We start from the raw sequence: 20,720 nt of genomic DNA, 5'->3' as shown, positions 1-20,720 counted from the left end.
GGAGATTGAAAATGTCTCTTCAGGGGAAACGTATTCTTTTGGGCGTCACAGGCGGAATCGCCGCATACAAAGTCTGTGAGCTTCTGCGTTTGCTGGTTAAAGCCGGCGCTGATGTAGAAGTCATGATGACCAAGGCGGCCGCGCAGTTTGTGGGACCGCTGACGTTTGAGACACTCAGCGGGAAGCCGGTCGCCGAGGATATGTGGGATCCTAAAATGCGGCTTCCGCATATTTCTCTTCGCAAGAATAAGGATCTTATCGTCGTCGCTCCGGCAACGGCCAATATCATCGCGAAAGCAGCTAACGGTATTGCCGACGACTTGGTTTCCAGCACCTTGCTTGCACGGGAGTGTCCGCTGATGCTTTGCCCGGCTATGAACGTGCAGATGTGGAGAAATCCGGCGACGGTTCGAAACGTTCGAACCCTAAAAGGGGATGGCGTTCTGTTTTCCGGTCCGGAAGCCGGCAACCAGGCCTGCGGAGATGTCGGTGAGGGACGTCTGCGGGAACCGGCACAAATTCTGGAAGATGTTGAAGCCTTTTTTACACCTTCGATCCTTTCCGGAAAGAAAGTCCTAATGACTGCGGGCCCGACATTTGAGCCTTTTGATCCGGTTCGAGGGATCACCAACGGATCTTCCGGGCGACAGGCAGCTGCTATTGCTGCCGCTGCAATTCGCGCCGGCGCCGAGGTCACGATTGTCAGCGGTCCGGTTTGCGTGTCCTACCCGGACAAAGCAGCGGTTATCCCCGTTCGGCAGGCTCAAGAGATGTTTGAGGCAGTCAAAAAAGAACTGGCTGAACACACGCCCGATACCTTTATCGGCGTCGCTGCGGTAGGCGACTGGCGTCCGGTCGAATACTCGGAAAGCAAACTCAAGAAGGAAAAAGGTCAGGATACATTAACGATCAAGCTTATTAAAAATCCCGACATTCTTTCCTATGTCGGCCATTCCGGCCTGTGCTCGGCGGTTATCGGTTTTGCTGCCGAGACAGACAATCTTGCTGAAAACGCACGCAAGAAGCTCGACTCTAAAGCGGCGGATATGATTGTCGTCAATCCGGCGTCTGCGATCGGAAGTACCCAAAATCAGGCTTCTTTTGTCACCAAAAACGGAATCGAGGCCAAAGAGCTCAGTTCTAAAGCCGAACTTGCCGAAGAGATTATTGAAGCCCTTGCCGACCTTCTTAAAAAGAGAGTGATTTAATCCTATGAAACTTCAAATTAAGATTTTGGATCCGAAGATCCGCGAAAAAATGCCAAGCTACGCTTCGCTCGGCTCTGCCGGATTAGATCTTCGTGCCGTGATGGATGAACCGCTGGTCCTCCAGCCCGGTGAAACCAAGCTCATCAAAACCGGTCTTGCGATCTACATCGGCGATCCCGGTTATGCAGCTTTAATCCTCCCTCGTTCGGGTCTCGGTCATAAACACGGCATAGTGCTCGGCAACTTAGTCGGACTTATTGACTCGGACTACCAGGGCGAATTAATGGTCTCCTGCTGGAACCGTTCTCAGACACCCTTCACCATCGAGCCAATGGAACGAATTGCCCAGCTAGTTATTGTCCCAGTCGTTCAGCCGACTTTTGAAGTGGTCGACGAATTTGTCGCCACGGAACGCGGAACCGGCGGTTTCGGTTCTTCAGGTCGTCATTAAGACCAAAAACAAACTTATCCAGCCGGCTGAAATGTCGGCTTTTTTGTCTCCTTAGCGAGCATCGTCAACGTGTCAATTTCAGTTAATGCACGGGTAAAATTTTTACAACTCTTACAGATTCGGCTATTACTTGTGGTGTAACTGCAACGTTTTTTACGAAAGAGGAAAAATTTCAATCTTGATAATATAAGCACTCTGCCCCGAGAAAACCGCCTTTATAAGAGAAAATACAATAAGTTACCCTCCTTTGCTGTAATTTGTATTTCTTTTATATGCGAAATTTACTAATTGACATTTATTTACAATCCCATAAGAATGTAACAGTCACTCGTCTTGCTCACAGAGTTCGACAACCGTTTTTAGTATTAGGCGCGTGAGAGTAATGGACATCGCCGTCAGTTTTTTGGAGAAGTTTAAATATGGCAACAGGAACCGTGAAATGGTTTAACGACGCTAAGGGATATGGATTTATCACTCCCGATGACGGCGGCGAAGATCTTTTCGCCCATTTCTCTGCAATTAAAATGGATGGTTTCAAGACGTTGAAACAAGGCCAGCGTGTCACATTCGACCTGAAAGAAGGCGAAAAAGGCAAACAGGCTGACAACATCAAACCCGCCTAATAAAATTCGTTTTTGATTAAACGAAGGGAGCTCTCGGAGCTCCTTTATTTTTCCGCTTTTATCATGACACCGAATATCAGAATTGCCCTCTTCTCCGCTGCTTTTGTACTTCTCTCGAGCGTGCAATATGCTTGCGCAGCCGATACGCTCAAACTCATGGTGAAAGGCATCACGGTTCCTGTCGAAGTTGCCGCCGACAACGCCAACCGGGAAAAAGGTCTGATGTTCCGCAAACATCTGCCGGAAAATTCCGGAATGCTCTTCGTCATGGACCGCAGCGACGCTGTCTGCATGTGGATGAAAAACACCCTCATCCCGCTTTCCGTTGCCTTCATCGATAAAGACGGCTTCATTATTAATATTGAGGAAATGAAGCCGCTGACACTTGATATCCACTGCAGCAAAGCGAAAGCGTTTTACGCACTGGAAATGAACGAATCTTGGTTTGAGAAAAATCATGTCAAACCCGGAGACAAGATCTCTCGCCTTCCCCAGCTGCGCCAAACAAATTAAAAAGCCGGAACAAACCTATTGTCTGCTCCGGCCGTGGTTCGGCTTATTCACCGAACCTCCCTCCTGAGAAATTACTGCATCTTGGCGAAGTTTTCGCCGGCAATCATACCGAATGTCAAAGCATCGATAACTGCCACGGTTCCCAAACGAGATGCGCCGTGCACACCGCCTGCTACTTCACCGCCGGCATAGAGGCCAGGGATCGGTTTGTGGGTGTTGGCAGAAATGACTTCTGCGTTTTCATTGATCATCACGCCGCCCATGGTGTGGTGAATCTTCGGGCTGACTTCAATGCCGTAGAACGGAGCCTTGGAAACATCGAGCCCCTTGTTGAACGTAAGGATGCGGTGGAAGTCTTTGTCATCGTTGGCTTTAACGTAGCCGTTGAATTTAGCGACTTCGTCCAGAAGGGCCTGTTTGGGGATACCGAAGGCATCAGCCAGCTGTTCGAGTGTGTCAAACTTCTTAACCGTACCCATTTCCAAAGGAAGCTTAACGAAGGACGGGTTGATCGCTTTAACAATGGCGTCGTCGCAGATCGCAATCGGATAGTTTTCGTCGGTGCCGATGACTTTGAACAGAGCGTCGGATTTGATCTTACGGCCGGCGTGTTCGTCCATGAAGCGTTTGCCAGTCTTTCTGTCAACGACCAGGCCTAAGTCCATGCAGGCGTGGTTGGTGAAGTTAACAGAGACACCGAAACCTTTTTCACGCGGGTTGCAGTACGGAAGGAACTGCAGCCAACAAAGCTGAACAGGCTGAGCGCCGATGCCCAAAGCTTTGATCAGCACGCCGGCAGTAGCACCCGGCTGGTTCGTGGAGTCTGTGGTCGGAACAACGCGGGGATCCTGAGCCTGACGGAAGAAGATGTCGCGGGAGAAACCGCCGGCAGCCAGCATCACGCCGTTCTTTGCTTTAACAGTAGCGGGACGGCCGCTCTTGTTTTCAATATCGTCGCTCTGCAGTTTAGAGTCGAAGCGATAGCCTTTACGATAGGTCACACCGACGACTCGGCCGTTTTCGTCCAGGATGAAATCATCGAACTTGGCACGCGTCATGATCTTGACGTTGGGGAGCTTCTTGAGTTCATTATGCATCGGAATGATGTATCCGGATCCGGTGCCGGCCTTGATTTCATAAGAACGAGGAACGGAGTGACCGGCTTCGAAGAGCATCTTGTTGGGGACGAATTCGCAGCCGCAGTCCACAACCATCTTGATGGTGTCATTGCAGCGGTCGGCGATCGTGCCGAGCAGGTTCGGGTAGTTAATACCCAGACCGTCTTTCAAGCAGTCGGCAATGAAGAGTTCCTTGCTGTCTTTGATGCCTTGGGCAGCCTGGACGGGGTTGACCGGGCAAGCGACGTTGCCGCCGCAGATTGCGGAGTTGCCGCCGACAGTCGGCATTTTTTCGAGGATCAGAACTTTCTTGCCTGCCTGGCCGGCTTTCAGTGCGCAGGCCATGCCGGCAAAACCGGAACCGATAATGACGACGTCATATTCGTCATCAAATTTAGCAACGGAAGAAGCAGGGACTCCGGCGTGTGCGGCAGCGGTGGAAGTAATGGCAGCAGCGGCTGCACCTGCAAGTTTAAGGAAGTCACGGCGATTGGTACTCATCTTATTTTCTCCGAAAGGATTTAAAGGAATTTTGTTTTGAAACCGTGGATCATTTGATCCGATGAGCACAGTCTAGGAAAGTTCAAAAAAGTCGAATATGTACTTTGGTACATGTACCTTGGTACAGATTGAAAAGCGAAGAGCGACCTTCAATAATAGAAAAAACGAAATCGCAAAACATCGGAAATTTAAAAATCCCTATCGGAGAAGATTATGAAAAAAACAGCATCTCTACTGGTTGTTCTTGCTGCCCTCTTCACGATGTCCTCGACCTTTTCTGCCGAGGCTCCGAAGTTCGGCGCCGATCGCCACGTTGCTCACGGCATGGCCTGCGCTTCCTGTCACGGTCCGGACGGAAAAAGTCCTGAATATCCTGATCAGGAAACCTGTCTGAAGTGCCATCAAAAAGACGCTCTGATCGAAAAGACCAAAGCTATCGGCCCGGTAAATCCGCATAAAGCTCCGCATAACGGCGAATGCACCTTATGCCATCTGCAGCATGAAGCACCCGTGAACTACTGCGCCGAATGTCATCCGCAGTTCAAGTTCAATCCTAATTAACGGAACCTATTTGATTTCTCCTTGGTTTGTAGAAGCGAAGGCCGGACATTAAGTCCGGCCCCGCTTTCTTTTTTTGTCTTCATCCCGTGTGTTTACGGGACGAAATCGTCAAACGATTATTTGTAGTTCTTTGCAGCGAAATCCCAGTTCACAAGATGCTGCAGGAACGTCTGAACAAAGGTGACGCGCATATTGTAGTAATCAAGATAATATGCATGTTCCCAAACGTCGCAGGTGATCAGAGGAGAGTCTGTTCCGGTGATCGGTGTGCCGGCGTTGCTTGTATTGACGATATCAAGTGTGCCGTCTTCTTTTTCAACCAGCCAGGTCCAGCCGGAACCGAAGTTACCGACGGCGCTCTTTGTGAAGGCATCTGCAAAGGCGTCGTAGCTGCCCCATTTGGCGTTAATCTGCGATGCGATCACGTCTGTGGGCTGACCGCCGCCGTTCGGCTTTAAGCTATTCCAGAAGAATGTGTGGTTGTAGCACTGAGCCGCATTGTTAAAAATCGGGCCGCTCTGTGTCGTACGAATAATTTCTTCCAAAGGCATCGTTTCATAGTCCGTGCCTTTGATGAGGTTATTCAGTGTGTCGTTGTAAGCTTTGTTGTGCTTGCCGTAGTGATAGGAAAGTGTCTTGGAGCTCATATACGGTTCAAGAGCGTCCATTGCAAAAGGAAGCGGGGGTACTGTAAATGCCATAGCTTTAATCTCCTTAATTCTTGTGCAGACCATTATGGTACGCAGACACCCTTAGTCCTTCTTTATCTCCCCAACTCGAGCAACAAAAGCTCCGTCCTTCATCATAACCTCAATATCCGTACCTTCCTTCAGCTCACTGACGGACATCACAGGCTTGCCGCCGCGATAGATAAAGGCGCTGTTGCCGCGGATTTGCTTCGAAGGATCCAGCAGCTCCCAGACCTGCTCCAGACTGCGCAGACGAATTGTGTCCCTTTCAAACTTTTGGATCAGGCTGCTGCGCACGGTATTGCATGCCGCATTCAAAGGCCTACGGTCCAATTTCGGACGAGATCTCTTCAACCAGGAAGACTCTTTCAGAAGTACCTTTCGGTTGGCAGCGATCGTTGACTGTACAACCCCGGAGATCATTGCAAAGAGTTCATTGCACCTTGAACCCTGAGATGCAAAGGCATATGTCATCTGAGGTGCTGCTAACCGGAGTGCGTCACCTGCCGAACGGATTTTTACGTCCATCTCAGCCTGGAGATTTTCTTCTGCGACTCCTAGTTCTGCCCTATTCATTCTCAGACATGCACTTTGCGCCGTGTTTATGGAGCTGAAAATCAAATCGATTCGGCTTCTCATCGCAGCAGTATCCAGCCTTAGGATCGGAGAGGCCGCTTGGAGTCTTTTTTCATAAGGTTCGATGAATCGGCTCGGAGAAATAAAGTAGCGAGCGGCAAATTTTTCTCTTTCAAGCGAGGAAGAGAGAAAGTTCTGCATATCCAGCTGAAGTCTGGATTTCAAAGAGTTCAGATTTTGGCGATAGTAGCCGAGCACAGGACGCTGAAGATGAGAGACTGCAGAGAGGCGATGGCGGAACGTTTCTAAAAAAGCTTGAGGATTTTCAAAAGGACGCGATTCATTTTCCACATCTTGAAGCGCCCGATTGAATTGGTTCTCGAATGAGCGATGCAGAAGAACCCAGGCCGAATCTATTTTCCAAAACAAAACAGATTGTTTTTCCGCGGCTGCCTCGGCCGCTCCGGTCGGAGTCGGCGCACGAAAATCCGCAGCAAAATCCGCAATAGTTGTATCGGTCTCATGACCGATGCCGGAAATAATCGGAATATGACTATTGACGATCGCCTCAGCGACGATCTTCTCATTAAAACACCATAAGTCCTCGAGAGATCCGCCCCCCCGCACCAGAAGCAAAACATCTGCTTTGTTGTCCTGGTTCGCTTTATTGATTCTCTGAGCGATCTCGGCTTCGGCACCCTTTCCCTGGACGGCCGTGTGATAAAGGAGGACTCTAACGTAAGGTGCACGCGCCCTCAGACGATTCATAACGTCCTGCAGTGCGGCGCCCGTTCTGCTGGTGATAATTCCGATCGTACGAGGCACCCGAGGGATCGCTTTCTTTCGGCTTTGATCGAACCAGCCTAAGGCTGTCAACTCATTTTTTAAACGAAGGAAAAGTTCATAGAGTTTTCCCTCCCCGGCAGCTTCAATCTTCGAACAAATAAATGTTAATTTCCCGCTTCCGGGATAAAGATTCGGTTTTCCTGTGACTCGAACTTTGTCGCCAACCTTGAAGACACCGCGCACGGAGTAAAGTTTCCCCCGAAACATCGCGCAGGAAAGAACCGCTTCTTCGTCTTTAATTGAAAAATACCAGTGTCCGCTCGAGGCTTTTGTTGAAGTTGAGATCTCCCCTTCAACAGCCACTGATTCAAACTGCTCAAATGACAAATTAACGATGTCAACAAACTGCGTGACAGAGAAGGCTTTATCGGTCATTTTATTGTTTACGTGCTAAATACAAGGAGCGAGTGAGATTGCAAAATTTCCTTTTGCTTCACAAGTTACTCACAATTTTATTCACATTTTCAACAATCCGAATTTGAAGAACAAAAATTTTTCTTTTCAATGAGAGAAATTATTAATTTATTGATTTAAAAGAAATTTATTTTGTTAAATTACCTCCCTGGCAATTCTTTTTTTGCTTTTTCGTCATGAAATTAAGTCACTTCTCACCGAGTTATTCACAAAGTTATTAACAATGAAAGGACCTCTAAATTTCATAACTTCTTGAGTACTCGGCAAATAATTATTTTGTGTTTTGCCCAAAATACTATTGACTTTTGAAGTAAAGGTTTTACCTAGGTTTTGTAACTTTCAGATGCAGATCGACACGTTAGGAAGCCTACGCTGAATTAATGAGTTATCGGCAGTTTTTACCGCTATCACGTTAAAATAATCTTTTATTTTTTGCTTCACGGCAATGCAAGTACAACTAGAAACGTTTCTGCATAAACAGTGGGATCGCAAAGGACTGATATCCTGGCTGCTTCTGCCCGCTTCTGCGGTTTTTCTCTCCATGGCAGCCTCGCGGCGTCGCAAAACCGTGCCTGTTAAAGTCGGAGTGCCTGTCGTAGTCGTCGGCAATATTTATGTCGGAGGAACCGGAAAAACTCCGGTCACCATCGCTTTAGTCAAAGATCTGAAAGAACGCGGCTGGAATCCCGGTGTTATCTCCCGCGGCTACCGCGGCAAAGCAGAGTCTCCGGTTGAAGTTCGCCTCGACAGCAATCCTGATATCGTCGGCGATGAACCTTTGCTGATTAAAAAGGCTACGGATGCCCCGACGTTTGTTTGTCCGAAACGTGTTGAAGCCGCTGAAGCTTTACTGAAAGCCTACCCGACTGTCAATGTCATCATCAGCGACGACGGACTTCAGCATTATTCACTCCATCGAGATGTCGAATTAGCCGTCGTCGGAGCCCGCGGTTTAGGAAACGGCTGGGTTCTTCCGGCCGGTCCGCTGCGTGAACCGCCGTCCCGTCTCGATGAAGTCGACGCGATTGTATTGAACGCCACAGAAGATATCGTGACGTCTTCTACTCCGCGCTACGTTGCGACAAGCGGATTCACAAACGCAGTCAATTACGCCACCGGCGAAATCGTTTCTTTGGATACGCTTTCGAGAATGCAGTTTAAAAAGGGTTTGAAGGCCGTCGCGATGGCGGGTATTGCCGTCCCGGAAAGATTCTTCTCCATGCTGAAGGCTCATGGATTGGAAGTGCGCCCGATTGCTCTTCCGGACCATTACGACTATTCCAAGAATCCTTTTAAAGACTGCGAAGCCGACCTCATCTTTATCACGGAAAAAGATGCCGTCAAATGTCGTAAACACGCCGATTTGAAAAACGACGAGCGCATTTTTGTGGTTCCGCTGGAAACCAAGCTCGATAAATTCTTGGTTGATTTTGTCGAGAAGAAAATCACCGCTGCAGCTAAAAAGAGCAAAGAAGCTGCTCAGCAACTCTAAACGGAATGCTTATGGACGCAAAAATCACTGAAATCTTAGTTTGCCCTCTCTGTAAGGGTCCGCTACTTTGGAACGAAAAGAAAAAAGAATTTTACTGCCGTTCCGACATGAAGGCCTTCCCCGTCATTGACGGCATCCCCTGCATGGTCCCGACTGAAGCTCGAGAAATGAAGGAAGAAGAAATCGAGGAACTGGACAAAAAATGAGCTTTACCGTCATTATTCCTGCTCGCTTAGCCAGCACCCGTCTGCCCAATAAACCCATTGCCGACATCTGCGGAAAGCCGATGATCGTGCGCGTTGCCGAACAGGCTTTAAAAAGCGGCGCCTCCCGTGTGATCTGCGCGGTTGACGATGAACTGATTCTCAAAGCCTGTGAAGCCAACGGCATCGAAGCCTGTTTAACGCGTAAAGATCATGCCTGCGGCACCGACCGCCTCTGCGAAGCGGCCGAAGTCTGCAAAATCCCCGATGATGAAATCATCGTGAACGTCCAAGGGGACGAACCCCTAATTCCTCCGAAAGTCATCAAGAATGTTGCAGAACTTCTGATGAACCGCTCGGACTGCAGCATGGGAACGGCTGCCATTCGTATTCATTCGGCGGAAGAATTCTTTAATCCCAACGTTGTGAAAGTCGTTGCCGACAAAAACGGCTCGGCGCTGTATTTCAGCCGCGCACCGATTCCCTGGGATCGCGACGGCTTCGCAAAAGACCGCAACGCGCTCCCGAGGGATCTCGGCCTGCGCCATGTCGGTATTTATAGTTACCGCTGCGCCTTCCTGAAAGCTTATCCTCAGCTTCCGAAATCGGATCTGGAAAGCTGGGAAAGTCTGGAGCAGCTTCGCGCACTTTACAACGGCTACAAGATCGCTGTAGACATTTTCGAGGAAGAAATTCCTCCCGGCGTGGACACGCTCTCAGATCTGGAAGCCGTACGCGCTTACTTACAGAAAAAATAACTCGAGTTTTATTTTCGAAGATCAAGCGGTTGCTGGGTTTTCATCCATTCGGACAGCTTGAAATTACGGGCAATAAGGCACAAAATTTAAATTTACATTCTTAATTATTAAAGGAGCCATTCATGCGCTTAATTCTTCTCGGAGCTCCCGGTGCCGGTAAAGGTACGCAAGCAGCCCGTATTTGTGAACATTACGGGATCCCTCAGATTTCTACGGGTGACATGCTCAGAGCTGCAGTGAAGGCCAGGACTCCCCTCGGTTTAGCTGCCAAGAAGATTATGGATGCAGGTGAACTGGTCAGCGATGACATCATCATCGGCCTGGTCAAAGAAAGATTGGAAAAACCGGACTGCAAGAACGGTTTCCTCTTTGACGGCTTCCCTCGCACAATTCCTCAAGCCGAAGCTTTGGTTAAAGCCGGTATTCCCATCGATGACGTTGTTGAAATCGCCGTTCCCGACGAGGTCATTCTTGAACGTATGAGCGGCCGCAGAGTGCACGTTGCTTCGGGCCGTACTTACCATGTTAAATTCAATCCTCCTAAGGTTGAAGGTGTTGACGACGTGACCGGCGAACCTCTGATTCAGCGTCCGGACGACAAGGAAGAGACCGTTAAGAAGCGTCTTGAGGTCTATCACACTCAGACTGAAGCACTGGTCGGTTTCTACCAGAGCCTGGCTGCTAAGGGCGACAGCAAGACAAAATACATCAAGATCGACGGCGTCGGCGACGTCAATGAAGTCAGCCGCCGTATTTTCGATGCACTTGATAGATAATTTTTAGCTCTATTTAATGATTATTTGGCATCCGCCTTCGGGCGGAGCGCCAATTTTTGTTTTTTGCGGACGATGAAAAAACACATTCTTGTTACCGGCGGCACCGGCTACATCGGCTCCCACATGGTTGTGCGCCTGATCGAAGCCGGCATGGAGCCGATCATTTTCGATAACTTCAGCAATTCCAAGCCTGCCGTCGTAGACCGCATTGAGATGATCACCGGAAAACGTCCGACACTGGTACGCGGTGACATCCGTGACGAAAAGGCTTTAGAGAAGCTGTTCGCGGATTTCCCGATCGATGCCGTCATTAACTTTGCCGGCCGTAAGGCCGTCGGCGAGTCAGAAACCGATCCTTTGCTTTACTTTTCTTATAACGTCGAAGGAACTATTGTTCTGCTTCGCGTCATGAAGAAGTTCGGTGTTAAAGAGTTTGTTTTTTCCTCTTCCGCCACCGTTTACGGCGATCCTGGCTACGATGAATTTGATGAGAACACTCCGCTTGCTCCGATCAACAACTACGGTCTGAGCAAATGGATGATTGAAGAAGTTCTTCGCAAGACTTTCAAAGCCGAGCCTGATTGGTCAATCGCCATCCTTCGTTATTTCAATCCGGTCGGCGCACACGAATCCGGCTTAATCGGTGAAGATCCGAACGGCATTCCGAACAATCTGATGCCTTTCATTTCCCAAGTTGCCGTCGGCAGACGCGCTTCTTTGAAAGTTTTCGGAAATGACTACCCGACTCGCGACGGCACCGGCGCCCGCGACTATATCCACGTACAGGATCTTGTTGAAGGACATTTAGACGCTCTGAGAGTTTTAGACGGCAAACCGCAGCTGCTGACTGTTAACCTCGGTACCGGCGGCAACACAACTGTGCTCGAGCTCGTTAAGGCGTTTGAGAAAGCCAGCGGAAAACATATTCCTTACGAGATCTGCCCTCGTCGTGCCGGCGACAAGGCTGCCTATTGGACCAACCCCGAGCTTGCCAAGAAGCTTCTCGGCTGGACGGCTAAGCGCGGCATCGAGAAGATGTGTGAAGATACCTGGCGCTGGCAGCAGATGAATCCGGAAGGGTATCCGGACTAATCCGGTTAAGACTTGATGAGGCTCGCATTTGCGGGCCTTTTCTTTTCACTCCTAAAAAGAAACCTCCGGACTTTCATCCGGAGGTTTCGCAACGGTTTAGTTCCGTTCAGAAAAGCTGATTAGGCAAGCTTTTCTGTGATGAACGTTCTGGTCTTACCGAGCAGAGCGTTCATGTCGGCAGGCGCTGCGCCGCCGCCCTGAGCAAAGTCAGGACGTCCGCCGCCTTTACCGCCGAGCTGCTCAGCAACAAACTTCATCACATCGCCGGCTTTGATCTTGCCGACGAGATCTTTCGTCACACCGACCGCAGCACTGGCTTTACCGTCTTCAGACTTGATCAGAACGATCACGCCGCTCTTGAGCTGATCTTTAAGACCGTCAACGGAATTGCGAAGTTCCTTGGTTTCGATGCCTTTCATCTCGGTTACAAGAACCGCGACGCCATTGACATCCTGAGCCTGAGAAGCCACGTGAGCGGCGCCGGCCTGGGCAAACTTGACCTTCAAAGCGTTCAAGTCTTTTTCCGTGCGTTTCAGATGTTCGACGGTGTCCACAACCTTGGAGACAACTTCGAGAGCCGGAGCTTTGAGTTCTTCAGCCACTTCTCGGATGATCTCTTCCTGGTTCTGAGCGTAGTGAAGAGCGGCCATACCCGTCACGGCCTCAACACGACGCACGCCGGCGGAAATACCGGATTCGGAAATGATTTTGAACATACCGATGTCACCGGTTCTCTGGACGTGTGTACCGCCGCAGAGTTCGCAGCTGGAGCCAATGTTCAGAACGCGAACGTTTTCACCGTATTTTTCTCCGAAGAGCATGACCGCGTTGGTCTTCTTAGCTTCGTCGATCGGCATAACTCTGGTCTGAGTCGGTGCATTACGGAGAATTTCTTTGTTCACGATGTCTTCGACTTCGTTGATCTGTTCACGAGTCATCGGAGAGGTGTGGACAAAGTCGAAGCGGGTTCTGTCGCCGTTAACCATGGAGCCGCGCTGCTGAACATGAGCACCGAGCACTTCTCTCAGTGCTTTGTGCATCAAGTGCGTCACGGAGTGGTTGCGGGCAGTTGCTTCGCGGTTTTCTTCGTCGACCTGAGCGCTGAAGAGGTCGCCCACCTTGACTTCGCCTTCGGCGACATAGCACATATGACCGAAGACATTCGCCTTGATCTTGAATGTATCGTCAACCTTAAGGATCGTTGTCTTGTTCTTGAACGTACCTTTGTCGCCCATCTGACCGCCGCTTTCTGCATAGAACGGAGTGCGGTCAAAAACGACAACGACTTCGTCGCCGGCTTCGGCGTCTTTCACGGGGGCGCCGTCTTTATAGATGGCTTCGACGCGGCAGGCCTGAACCGTCAGCGTGTCGTAACCTAAGAATTCAGTCGGTTTGCCTTCGTATTCGAGGCCCTGAGCCATCTTGAATTTGCCCTTGGCGCGAGCCTGTTCACGCTGCTTTTCCATCAAGGCATCAAAGCCTTCAAAGTCAACGGAAACATTCTTTTCGCGGCAGACGTCGGCAGTCAGGTCAACAGGGAAGCCGTAGGTGTCATGCAGTTTGAATGCAACGTCACCGCCCAGGATCTTGGTTCCGGAAGCCAGAGCTTCATTAAGGATATCCAAGCCTTTGGACAGGGTCTGAGAAAAGCGAACTTCTTCCTGACGCAAAACTTCCTGAATATGCGGATTACGAATTTCAGGGTACTGGTCGCCCATTTCTTTGGCAACGGCTTTAACCAAGTTGCTGAAGAAAAGCTTGCGGGCGCCGAGCTTAAAGCCGTGACGCATACCGCGGCGAGCAATACGACGCAGAACGTAGCTGCGGCCTTCATTGCCCGGAACAACACCGTCGGCAATGATGAACGTGCAGGCACGAATGTGGTCGGCAATGACCTTAACGGAAGGACTGTTCGGATCAACGTCCTCTGCGCCGGCAGCCTTAACTTCATCAATGACGGCCTTCATGAGGTTCTGGAACAGGTCGATTTCGTAGTTCGAATGAACACCCTGAAGAACGGCGGAAATACGTTCCAAGCCCATGCCGGTATCCACGCTGGGACGGGGCAGCTTGTGCATCACGCCTTTTTCATCACGGTTGAACTGCATGAACACGAGGTTCCAAATTTCCATGTAGCGGTCGCCGTCTTCGTCAGGGCTTCCGGGAGGGCCTCCGGCAACGGAGGGACCATGGTCATAGAAAATTTCAGAGCAAGGACCGCAGGGGCCAGTGTCGCCCATCATCCAGAAGTTGTCGGAAGCGAAACGAGCGCCCTTGTTGTCGCCGATACGAACGATTCTATCGGCAGGGATACCGACTTCCTTATTCCAGATGTTGTAAGCCTCGTCGTCCTCGGCGTACACGGTCACCCAGAGTTTTTCAGGAGGGAGTTTGAAGTGTTCGGTAAGAAGCTCCCAGGCATTCTTGATGGCGTCACGCTTGAAGTAATCTCCGAAGCTGAAGTTGCCAAGCATTTCAAAGAATGTGTGATGGCGAGCGGTATAGCCTACGTTTTCCAAGTCATTGTGCTTGCCGCCGGCACGAACACATTTCTGACTGGTCGTCGCACGTGTGTAGGGACGCTTGTCAAAGCCAAGGTAAACATCCTTGAACTGGTTCATACCTGCGTTGGTAAACAGCAATGTGGGGTCGTCACCGGGGACTACCGGGCTGGAAGCGACGATAGTGTGTCCTTTAGACTCCATGAACTTCAGAAACGTAGATCGTATTTCTGATGCAGTGAACATTTATATTTTCTCAAAGTAAGCTGTCGAAACAGCAATGTGTAACCGCGGTATTTTAGCAGAAGGCTCTCTGCATCCGCCTTTTTAGACCGCGGATTTCCACGGTAAAACAAGAAAGCCTGAGCACCTTTTTATCAGTGTCCAGGCTCGCTTTTTGTCTTCAATTTCTAAAAGAAACTGTGTCGTAATTCGACATTAAACGATACGGGAGTAACGGCGAACTCTTTCGTCCTCACGCAGATAACGATCGAAGTTCATCGCTACGGCTCTCACCAGCAGTTTGCCCTTCGGAGTGACTTCGATAAAGTCAGGCTCCAGACGAACCAGACCTTCGGCCTCAAAGTGCTTGAGATTGTTCAGTTCAAAGTCAAAGTATTCATTGAAGTTAATGCCGAATTTCTTCTCGATGTCGGCCTTAACGACTTTGAACTGGCACATCAGTTCCATGATGACTTTGGCACGCAGGCGGTCGTCGTCATTTAAGAGATAACCGCGGTTGGTGGCCAAGTTGCCGCTGCGGATCGCTGCATAGTAGCTTTCCAGATCACGCGGGTTGGCGGCATAACAGCCGTTGACCTTACTGATGGAAGAAACGCCGAGCGCAACCATGTCGCATTCCGGCTTAGTGGAATAGCCCTGGAAGTTTCTCTGCAGGGTACCGTTTTCCTGAGCCTTGGCGAGTTCGTCGGTAACCTTGGCGAAGTGATCCATACCGATGAAGTGATAGCCGTTGGCGCTCAAACGTTTGATAGCGTCCATCATGATGCCGACTTTTTCCGGTGTGCTCGGAAGGTCTTCGGCATTGATACGCCTCTGCGGTTTGAAGTGCTCGGGCAGATGAGCAAAGTGATAGAGCGCGATACGATCCGGAGAAAGTTCGATCACTTTGTCCAGAGTCATTTCAAAGGTCTTGCGGGACTGGAACGGAAGACCGTAGATCAAGTCCATGTTGATGGACTTAAAGCCGTTGGCACGAGCGGCGTCAAGGACGGCTTTGGTCATTTCGAAAGGCTGAACACGGTTGACTGCAATCTGAACTCGGTTATCGAAGTCCTGAACGCCGATACTCATACGGTTGAAACCGGCTTTGGCCAAAACTTCAACCTTGTCGACAGGGGTCGAACGAGGATCGACTTCAATGGAAATTTCTGCATCCGGCGCCAGCGTGAAGTGAGAACGAATAATGTCCATCACCTGGAAAATTTCTTCATTGTTCAGGAAAGTCGGAGAGCCGCCGCCGAAATGAAGCTGAACGACTTCTTTGTTGCCGCCGATCTGAGCCGAAACCAGTTCGCACTCCTTGCTCAAAACTTCCAGATATTCTTTGGAGCGGCAATGGTCTTTGGTCACTTCCTTATTGCAGCCGCAGAAGAAACAGACATTCGCGCAGAAAGGAATATGGACGTACAAAGATAAATCAGCCGTATTGTCGCCGGTACCGCGGGCATTAAGCACTTTTTTATAGTCCTCGGCGCCGAATTCTTTGGTAAATCTATCCGCGGTGGGATAAGAGGTATATCTTGGGCCCGGAACATCGAATCTCTGGAGCAGTTCAAGATCCGGGAACTCAACGTTCAGTTTTCCTTGTGTTTCCATCAGGGTTCCTTTTAAAAAATTTTTGATTTTTCTAGGTTCTGTTATTATTTTTGCAACAGGCGAAATTATCTCAAATCATCAAAGGCCGCAAAGCTTTTTTGCCTCTTATAACAGTATTTAGAGAAAATGGCTTCTAATTTCACGCAATCTTTATCGGCAAATCGCGCCGGCTGTGCCGGCTGCTATCTCAGGCACTTCTGCCTGTCTGCCGATCTAAATGACGCAGAAACAGAAATTTTTTCCTCTCATATCGTCTCCCAAAGAAGAGTTCCTAAAGGCGAAATACTGTTCAGAGCCGGCGACCCCCTTGATACGCTTTTCATCACCAGGCTCGGTTCATTTAAAAGCTCCGTTCTAAACGAGAACGGCAGCGAACAAGTCACCGACTTCCACATGACCGGAGAAGTGCTCGGCGCAGAAGCGATCCCCACCGGATACCATATCTGCACCGTCACGGCCCTTGAGGACAGTGAAATCTGTTCTTTGCGCTATCGTGAACTCGAAGCTTTTTGCGACCGAGATCTAAAAATCGCGCGCCAATTTCGTCTTCTGCTCGGAAGAAAAATCGTCGCTGCGCATCAAAACCTGCTCATTCTCGGCTGCACCAACTCAACCCAGCTGCTTGCTTCCTTCCTGCTGAATCTTGCGAGAAAGTTTGAAGCCCGAGGATTCTCAAAAAGCGAATTCGTCCTGAGAATGACTCGAGGAGAACTCGGCAGTTTCTTAGGTCTCAAACTCGAAACCGTCAGCAGAACGCTCACCCATTTCGATGAACTGAACCTGATTGAAATCAATCAAAGACACGTTCGCATCATCAACTTGGAAGGACTGAAAGCCGTCGCGAAGGAATCGGGGCGCGCCAAGAGAAAAACATCTCAGGAATGATGCTAAGACTCCGTGCTTAACGCTTCATGAAACTTGAATCTTGAAGATCAGGAAAAACGAGTAAGCTGCTTTCATCGCTCCTCTTTGGATTTATTTTGCACAATGCCGTCCAAGCATGACTTAATTTTCTCGTTTATTTAGAAATAATCGAGAAATTATGCTCCCTTACCCTGATGAAAATGAGAATTCGTGGTCAACTTTCTGTTTTTGCTCCGATTTTTTCATAGAATGCTAGAAAGGTAGTTAACTCTACCCGATAACCACAAATGAGAAAGGTAAAAAATGACAATCAAATTTACTAGACGTTCCGTCTGTGCCCTTGGAGCTGCAGCATTAGGCTGCGTAGCATTCCCTCCTTTCGCTGCTGAAGATCCTATTCGTATTATTGTTCCTTATCCTCCCGGAGGCCCTTTGGACGTCACAGCCCGTGCCGTCGCTGAAGAAGCTCGTCATGACCTGGGCAACATCATTGTTGAAAACAAACCCGGCGCCGGCGGCAACATCGGCGTGGACTACGTTGCAAAACAAGCTCCGGACGGCAAGACCATCGTCATGGGCGCTCTGGCAACACATGCCGTAAACCCCAACCTTTTCAGCAAACTGCCGTATGACCCCATCAAGGACTTCACTCCGATTACGCTGATTGCTCAGACACCGAACGTTCTGGTCATTACACCGGAATTCTCTCAAAAGACAGGCATCAAGAGCGTTAAAGATTTAATCGAGTATGCCAAGAAGAACCCGGACGCTATTAATTATGCTTCCGGCGGCAACGGTTCTGCTGGCCATATGTCCGGCGAACTCTTAAAGAACGCAACCGGCATCAAGATCGTTCACATTCCGTTTAAGGGCGCCGCAGCTGCTCAGATGAGCGTCTTGAGCGGCGACACTCAGATGATCTTTGACAACCTGGCTTCTGCCAGCGCCAACATCAAAGCCGGCAAATTGATTCCTCTTGCCGTGACGACAACGTTCCGTGCACCTTCTCTGCCGAACGTTCCGACGATGGCCGAAGCCGGTGTCCCCGGATTCGATATTTCCACTTGGTACGCCTTCTTCGGACCGGCCAAGATGGATCCGAAAGTTGTTGAAAAACTCAACCAGGCTTTTGTCAAAGCCATTAAGTCCAAACCCATGGCTGAACGCTTCGACAAGATGGGCGCCGTTGAAAAAGCCGGTACACCTGCTCAGCTGAACGACTTTGTAAAAGCCGAGCTCGTCAAATACAAAGAAATTGTGAAGACCAGCGGAGCGAAAGTAGACTAATACTTTGCTCAATTTGTACAACCTAGAAGGCCGGCCTCCGGCCTTCCTTAATTTCGTTTTACCTATGATCAAGGATCAAAGAGATTTTTGGGCCGGTTTGATGTTCATGGCCTTCGGAAGTTTTTTCTGCCTCTACTCTGTTTACAACTACAACATCGGGACGGCCTTCCGCATGGGTCCAGGCTATTTCCCGATGCTGCTCGGCGGTTTTCTCTTTTTCCTTGGTTTTTTGATCACTGCGAAATCCGTTCTTTTTAAAAGCTCTGAGGAAGACGGCGGCAAGTTCGGAAAGTTTGACTGGTACAACTTTTTTGTGATTCTAGGATCCGTTACGATTTTTGCCGTACTGCTCAGACCTGCAGGTCTCATCCCTGCGACTGCCGTGATGGTTTTCTTATCTTCTTTCGGCAACCGTCCTTTCCTCTGGATTCGGACCCTTTTGCTCTGCGTCTTTTTAAGCGTTGCCGTTTGGCTGATCTTTGTCCTCGGCCTGGATTTAACCGTGCCCATCTGGCCGGCTTTTCTCACGAATTAAGGGGCTGAATTATGGATTTACTAAATAATTTAGCCGTCGGTTTTGCCACTGCTTTATCACTGCAGAACCTGCTCTACTGTTTCTTAGGTGTCACGCTCGGCACCTTGATCGGCGTTCTTCCGGGACTCGGGCCGGTGGCAACGCTCGCCATGCTCCTGCCGATCACTTACACGCTCGATCCGACTTCAGCATTGATTATGCTTGCCGGTATTTATTACGGCTCTCAGTACGGCGGATCCACAACCGCGATTTTGGTTAACCTTCCGGGCGAGTCGGCTTCGGTGGTCACATGCTTAGACGGATACCAGATGGCGCGTCACGGCAAAGCCGGCACCGCGCTCGGCATTGCGGCTATCGGCTCTTTTATTGCAGGCTGCTTTGCAACGATCTTGGTCGCTGCTTTCGCACCTCCTCTGATTGAACTTGCCTTTAAATTCGGTCCGGCCGAATATTTCAGCCTGATGGTTCTGGGTCTTGTCGGCGCCGTTGTGCTTGCCAACGGTTCTGTACTGAAGGCCTTTGCCATGATCATCTTAGGCCTGCTTCTCGGCATCATCGGAGCAGACGTCAATTCCGGAACTTTCCGTTTTGATTTCGGCATTGCCGAACTTCAGGACGGCATCGATTTCGTCGCCATTTCTATGGGCCTGTTCGGATTCACTGAAATTATCGTGAATTTGTCCAAAGGCGAAACGCGCGATTCCATTACAGAAAAGGTCGGCTCCATTTGGCCGAGCCGAAAAGAATTATGCAAAGCCGCGCCTGCCATCACGCGCGGCACTTTGCTGGGTTCCTTCCTCGGCATTCTTCCCGGCGGCGGAGCTCTGCTCGCTTCCTTTGCTTCTTATACGCTTGAGAAGAAAGTCGGCGGCAAAAACGCCAATCCTCCGTTTGGTAAAGGCAACATTGCCGGTGTTGCCGGTCCGGAATCTGCCAACAACGCAGGCGCCCAGACGAGCTTCATTCCGATGCTCACGCTCGGCATTCCCTGCAACGCTACGATGGCTTTGATGATCGGCGCGCTGATGATTCACAACATCACGCCGGGACCTCAGGTCATGAGCTCTAATCCGACACTTTTCTGGGGCTTAGTTGTCTCAATGTGGATCGGCAACCTGATGCTTGTGATTTTGAATCTGCCTTTAATCGGCGTTTGGGTTCAGTTGCTGCGCGTTCCTTACGGCTTGCTCTATCCGATGATTCTGACTTTCTGCTGTATCGGCGTGTATTCCATTAATAACAATCCGTTTGATGTCTACATCACGATAATCTGCGGTGCACTTGGCTACCTATTTGCAAAACTGAAATGTGAACCAGCGCCATTGATCCTGGGCTTCATTCTCGGACCAATGATGGAAGAAAACCTCAGAAGAGCAATGCTTCTTTCTCGCGGTGACCCATCGACCTTCTTTACGCGTCCCATCTCTCTCGTCCTATTGATGATGGCCATCTTCCTGCTGCTGCTCATCCTCTTACCGAGTATTAAGAAAGGCCGCGAGGTAGCGTTCAAGGAAGACTAAACATTGCGCTCTGACTAGGATTTTGTTAATCTGAAACTCTAGTCTAGAGCGGAAAATTTGTCGCCTGTCGCCGAGTGTCCATGATTGGATACGACAGCATCGTGAGGGTTCTTCGATTTTTCGGAGAGGGTGTCCACGGACAAGGAGTTCCCGCTTCTCGATTGAAAATCGGGGCGAGAATTTTATTTTCTGTAGTTCCAATAGCAATCACATTTCTCTCAGAATCATAAGACTCAAACATGTCTTCTGTTCCGGCTCGGGAAGCTTGTGATGGTTAAAATCCAATGTTTTGGATACCTTTTCAGAAAGCCTCTTTCTCTCACAGATCTTCTCCAAACAACCGACACAGGGAC

Annotated in this window: 19 protein-coding genes; 14 read left to right on the top strand and 5 right to left on the bottom strand. The window is 49.7% G+C overall.

Going from position 1 to position 20,720, the window contains the following annotated elements:
- Positions 1-11 precede the first annotated feature (11 nt).
- From coaBC to ACZND6_RS07450, 4 genes are all read left to right on the top strand, one after another.
- On the top strand, positions 12-1,208 hold the full coding sequence (gene coaBC, locus ACZND6_RS07465) for a bifunctional phosphopantothenoylcysteine decarboxylase/phosphopantothenate--cysteine ligase CoaBC (protein ID WP_149879654.1): 1,197 nt from the start codon (positions 12-14) through the stop codon (positions 1,206-1,208).
- 4 nt (positions 1,209-1,212) lie between these two features.
- Positions 1,213-1,659: a dUTP diphosphatase gene (gene dut, locus ACZND6_RS07460; RefSeq protein WP_008811690.1), complete on the top strand. Its 447-nt coding sequence runs from the start codon at positions 1,213-1,215 to the stop codon at positions 1,657-1,659.
- Positions 1,660-2,078: 419 nt separating this feature from the next.
- Positions 2,079-2,282 (top strand): cold-shock protein, encoded by a 204-nt coding sequence (locus ACZND6_RS07455; protein ID WP_008811689.1) that lies wholly within the window; start codon positions 2,079-2,081, stop codon positions 2,280-2,282.
- A gap of 63 nt (positions 2,283-2,345) precedes the next feature.
- Positions 2,346-2,795 (top strand): DUF192 domain-containing protein, encoded by a 450-nt coding sequence (locus ACZND6_RS07450; RefSeq protein WP_021867767.1) that lies wholly within the window; start codon positions 2,346-2,348, stop codon positions 2,793-2,795.
- Positions 2,796-2,866: 71 nt separating this feature from the next.
- On the opposite strand, the gene ACZND6_RS07445 is transcribed toward ACZND6_RS07450, so the two are convergent.
- On the bottom strand, positions 2,867-4,414 hold the full coding sequence (locus ACZND6_RS07445; RefSeq protein ID WP_008811687.1) for a flavocytochrome c: 1,548 nt from the start codon (positions 4,412-4,414) through the stop codon (positions 2,867-2,869).
- A 213-nt stretch (positions 4,415-4,627) separates the two neighbouring features.
- On the opposite strand from ACZND6_RS07445, the gene ACZND6_RS07440 reads away from it, so the two are divergent.
- Complete coding sequence (locus tag ACZND6_RS07440) at positions 4,628-4,975, top strand: cytochrome c3 family protein (protein WP_008811686.1); 348 nt, start codon at positions 4,628-4,630, stop codon at positions 4,973-4,975.
- Between the two features lie 116 nt (positions 4,976-5,091).
- Here ACZND6_RS07440 and ACZND6_RS07435 read toward each other — a convergent pair whose 3' ends face one another.
- On the bottom strand, positions 5,092-5,676 hold the full coding sequence (locus ACZND6_RS07435) for a superoxide dismutase (protein WP_039896211.1): 585 nt from the start codon (positions 5,674-5,676) through the stop codon (positions 5,092-5,094).
- A 51-nt stretch (positions 5,677-5,727) separates the two neighbouring features.
- Positions 5,728-7,461, bottom strand: a complete 1,734-nt coding sequence (gene xseA, locus ACZND6_RS07430) for an exodeoxyribonuclease VII large subunit (protein WP_489524518.1) — start codon at positions 7,459-7,461, stop codon at positions 5,728-5,730.
- A gap of 484 nt (positions 7,462-7,945) precedes the next feature.
- Between xseA and lpxK the strand changes: the two genes are divergently transcribed.
- The 5 genes from lpxK to galE all read left to right on the top strand — a co-directional run bounded on the left by lpxK (position 7,946) and on the right by galE (position 11,821).
- On the top strand, positions 7,946-8,992 hold the full coding sequence (gene lpxK / locus ACZND6_RS07425) for a tetraacyldisaccharide 4'-kinase (protein WP_008811683.1): 1,047 nt from the start codon (positions 7,946-7,948) through the stop codon (positions 8,990-8,992).
- Between the two features lie 11 nt (positions 8,993-9,003).
- Entirely contained in the window at positions 9,004-9,198 is a 195-nt protein-coding gene (locus ACZND6_RS07420) for a Trm112 family protein (protein WP_021867813.1), read from the top strand.
- Entirely contained in the window at positions 9,195-9,953 is a 759-nt protein-coding gene (gene kdsB, locus ACZND6_RS07415; RefSeq protein WP_279175242.1) for a 3-deoxy-manno-octulosonate cytidylyltransferase, read from the top strand. The genes ACZND6_RS07420 and kdsB overlap by 4 nt, the downstream gene beginning before the upstream one ends.
- A gap of 122 nt (positions 9,954-10,075) precedes the next feature.
- Complete coding sequence (gene adk, locus ACZND6_RS07410) at positions 10,076-10,729, top strand: adenylate kinase (RefSeq protein ID WP_155165817.1); 654 nt, start codon at positions 10,076-10,078, stop codon at positions 10,727-10,729.
- Positions 10,730-10,801: 72 nt separating this feature from the next.
- The gene (gene galE / locus ACZND6_RS07405; protein ID WP_008811679.1) at positions 10,802-11,821 is read left to right on the top strand and encodes a UDP-glucose 4-epimerase GalE; all 1,020 of its coding nucleotides are present in this window, start codon (positions 10,802-10,804) and stop codon (positions 11,819-11,821) included.
- Between the two features lie 119 nt (positions 11,822-11,940).
- Here galE and alaS read toward each other — a convergent pair whose 3' ends face one another.
- The gene (gene alaS, locus ACZND6_RS07400) at positions 11,941-14,568 is read right to left on the bottom strand and encodes an alanine--tRNA ligase (RefSeq protein WP_489524517.1); all 2,628 of its coding nucleotides are present in this window, start codon (positions 14,566-14,568) and stop codon (positions 11,941-11,943) included.
- Between the two features lie 192 nt (positions 14,569-14,760).
- A complete protein-coding gene (gene hemN / locus ACZND6_RS07395) occupies positions 14,761-16,161 on the bottom strand; it encodes an oxygen-independent coproporphyrinogen III oxidase (protein ID WP_489524516.1) in 1,401 nt (466 codons plus the stop codon).
- Positions 16,162-16,287: 126 nt separating this feature from the next.
- On the opposite strand from hemN, the gene ACZND6_RS07390 reads away from it, so the two are divergent.
- From ACZND6_RS07390 to ACZND6_RS07375, 4 genes are all read left to right on the top strand, one after another.
- Complete coding sequence (locus tag ACZND6_RS07390; protein ID WP_008811676.1) at positions 16,288-17,046, top strand: cyclic nucleotide-binding domain-containing protein; 759 nt, start codon at positions 16,288-16,290, stop codon at positions 17,044-17,046.
- Positions 17,047-17,328: 282 nt separating this feature from the next.
- Positions 17,329-18,312, top strand: a complete 984-nt coding sequence (locus ACZND6_RS07385) for a Bug family tripartite tricarboxylate transporter substrate binding protein (RefSeq protein WP_489524515.1) — start codon at positions 17,329-17,331, stop codon at positions 18,310-18,312.
- Between the two features lie 64 nt (positions 18,313-18,376).
- On the top strand, positions 18,377-18,847 hold the full coding sequence (locus ACZND6_RS07380; protein ID WP_489524514.1) for a tripartite tricarboxylate transporter TctB family protein: 471 nt from the start codon (positions 18,377-18,379) through the stop codon (positions 18,845-18,847).
- 11 nt (positions 18,848-18,858) lie between these two features.
- Positions 18,859-20,367: a tripartite tricarboxylate transporter permease gene (locus tag ACZND6_RS07375; RefSeq protein WP_008811673.1), complete on the top strand. Its 1,509-nt coding sequence runs from the start codon at positions 18,859-18,861 to the stop codon at positions 20,365-20,367.
- The last annotated feature ends 353 nt before the right edge of the window (positions 20,368-20,720 follow it).

The sequence above is a fragment of the Parasutterella sp. genome, assembly GCF_057870745.1.
The sequence above is the reverse complement of the archived record's forward strand: the minus strand, read 5'-3'. Positions and strand labels throughout refer to the sequence as shown.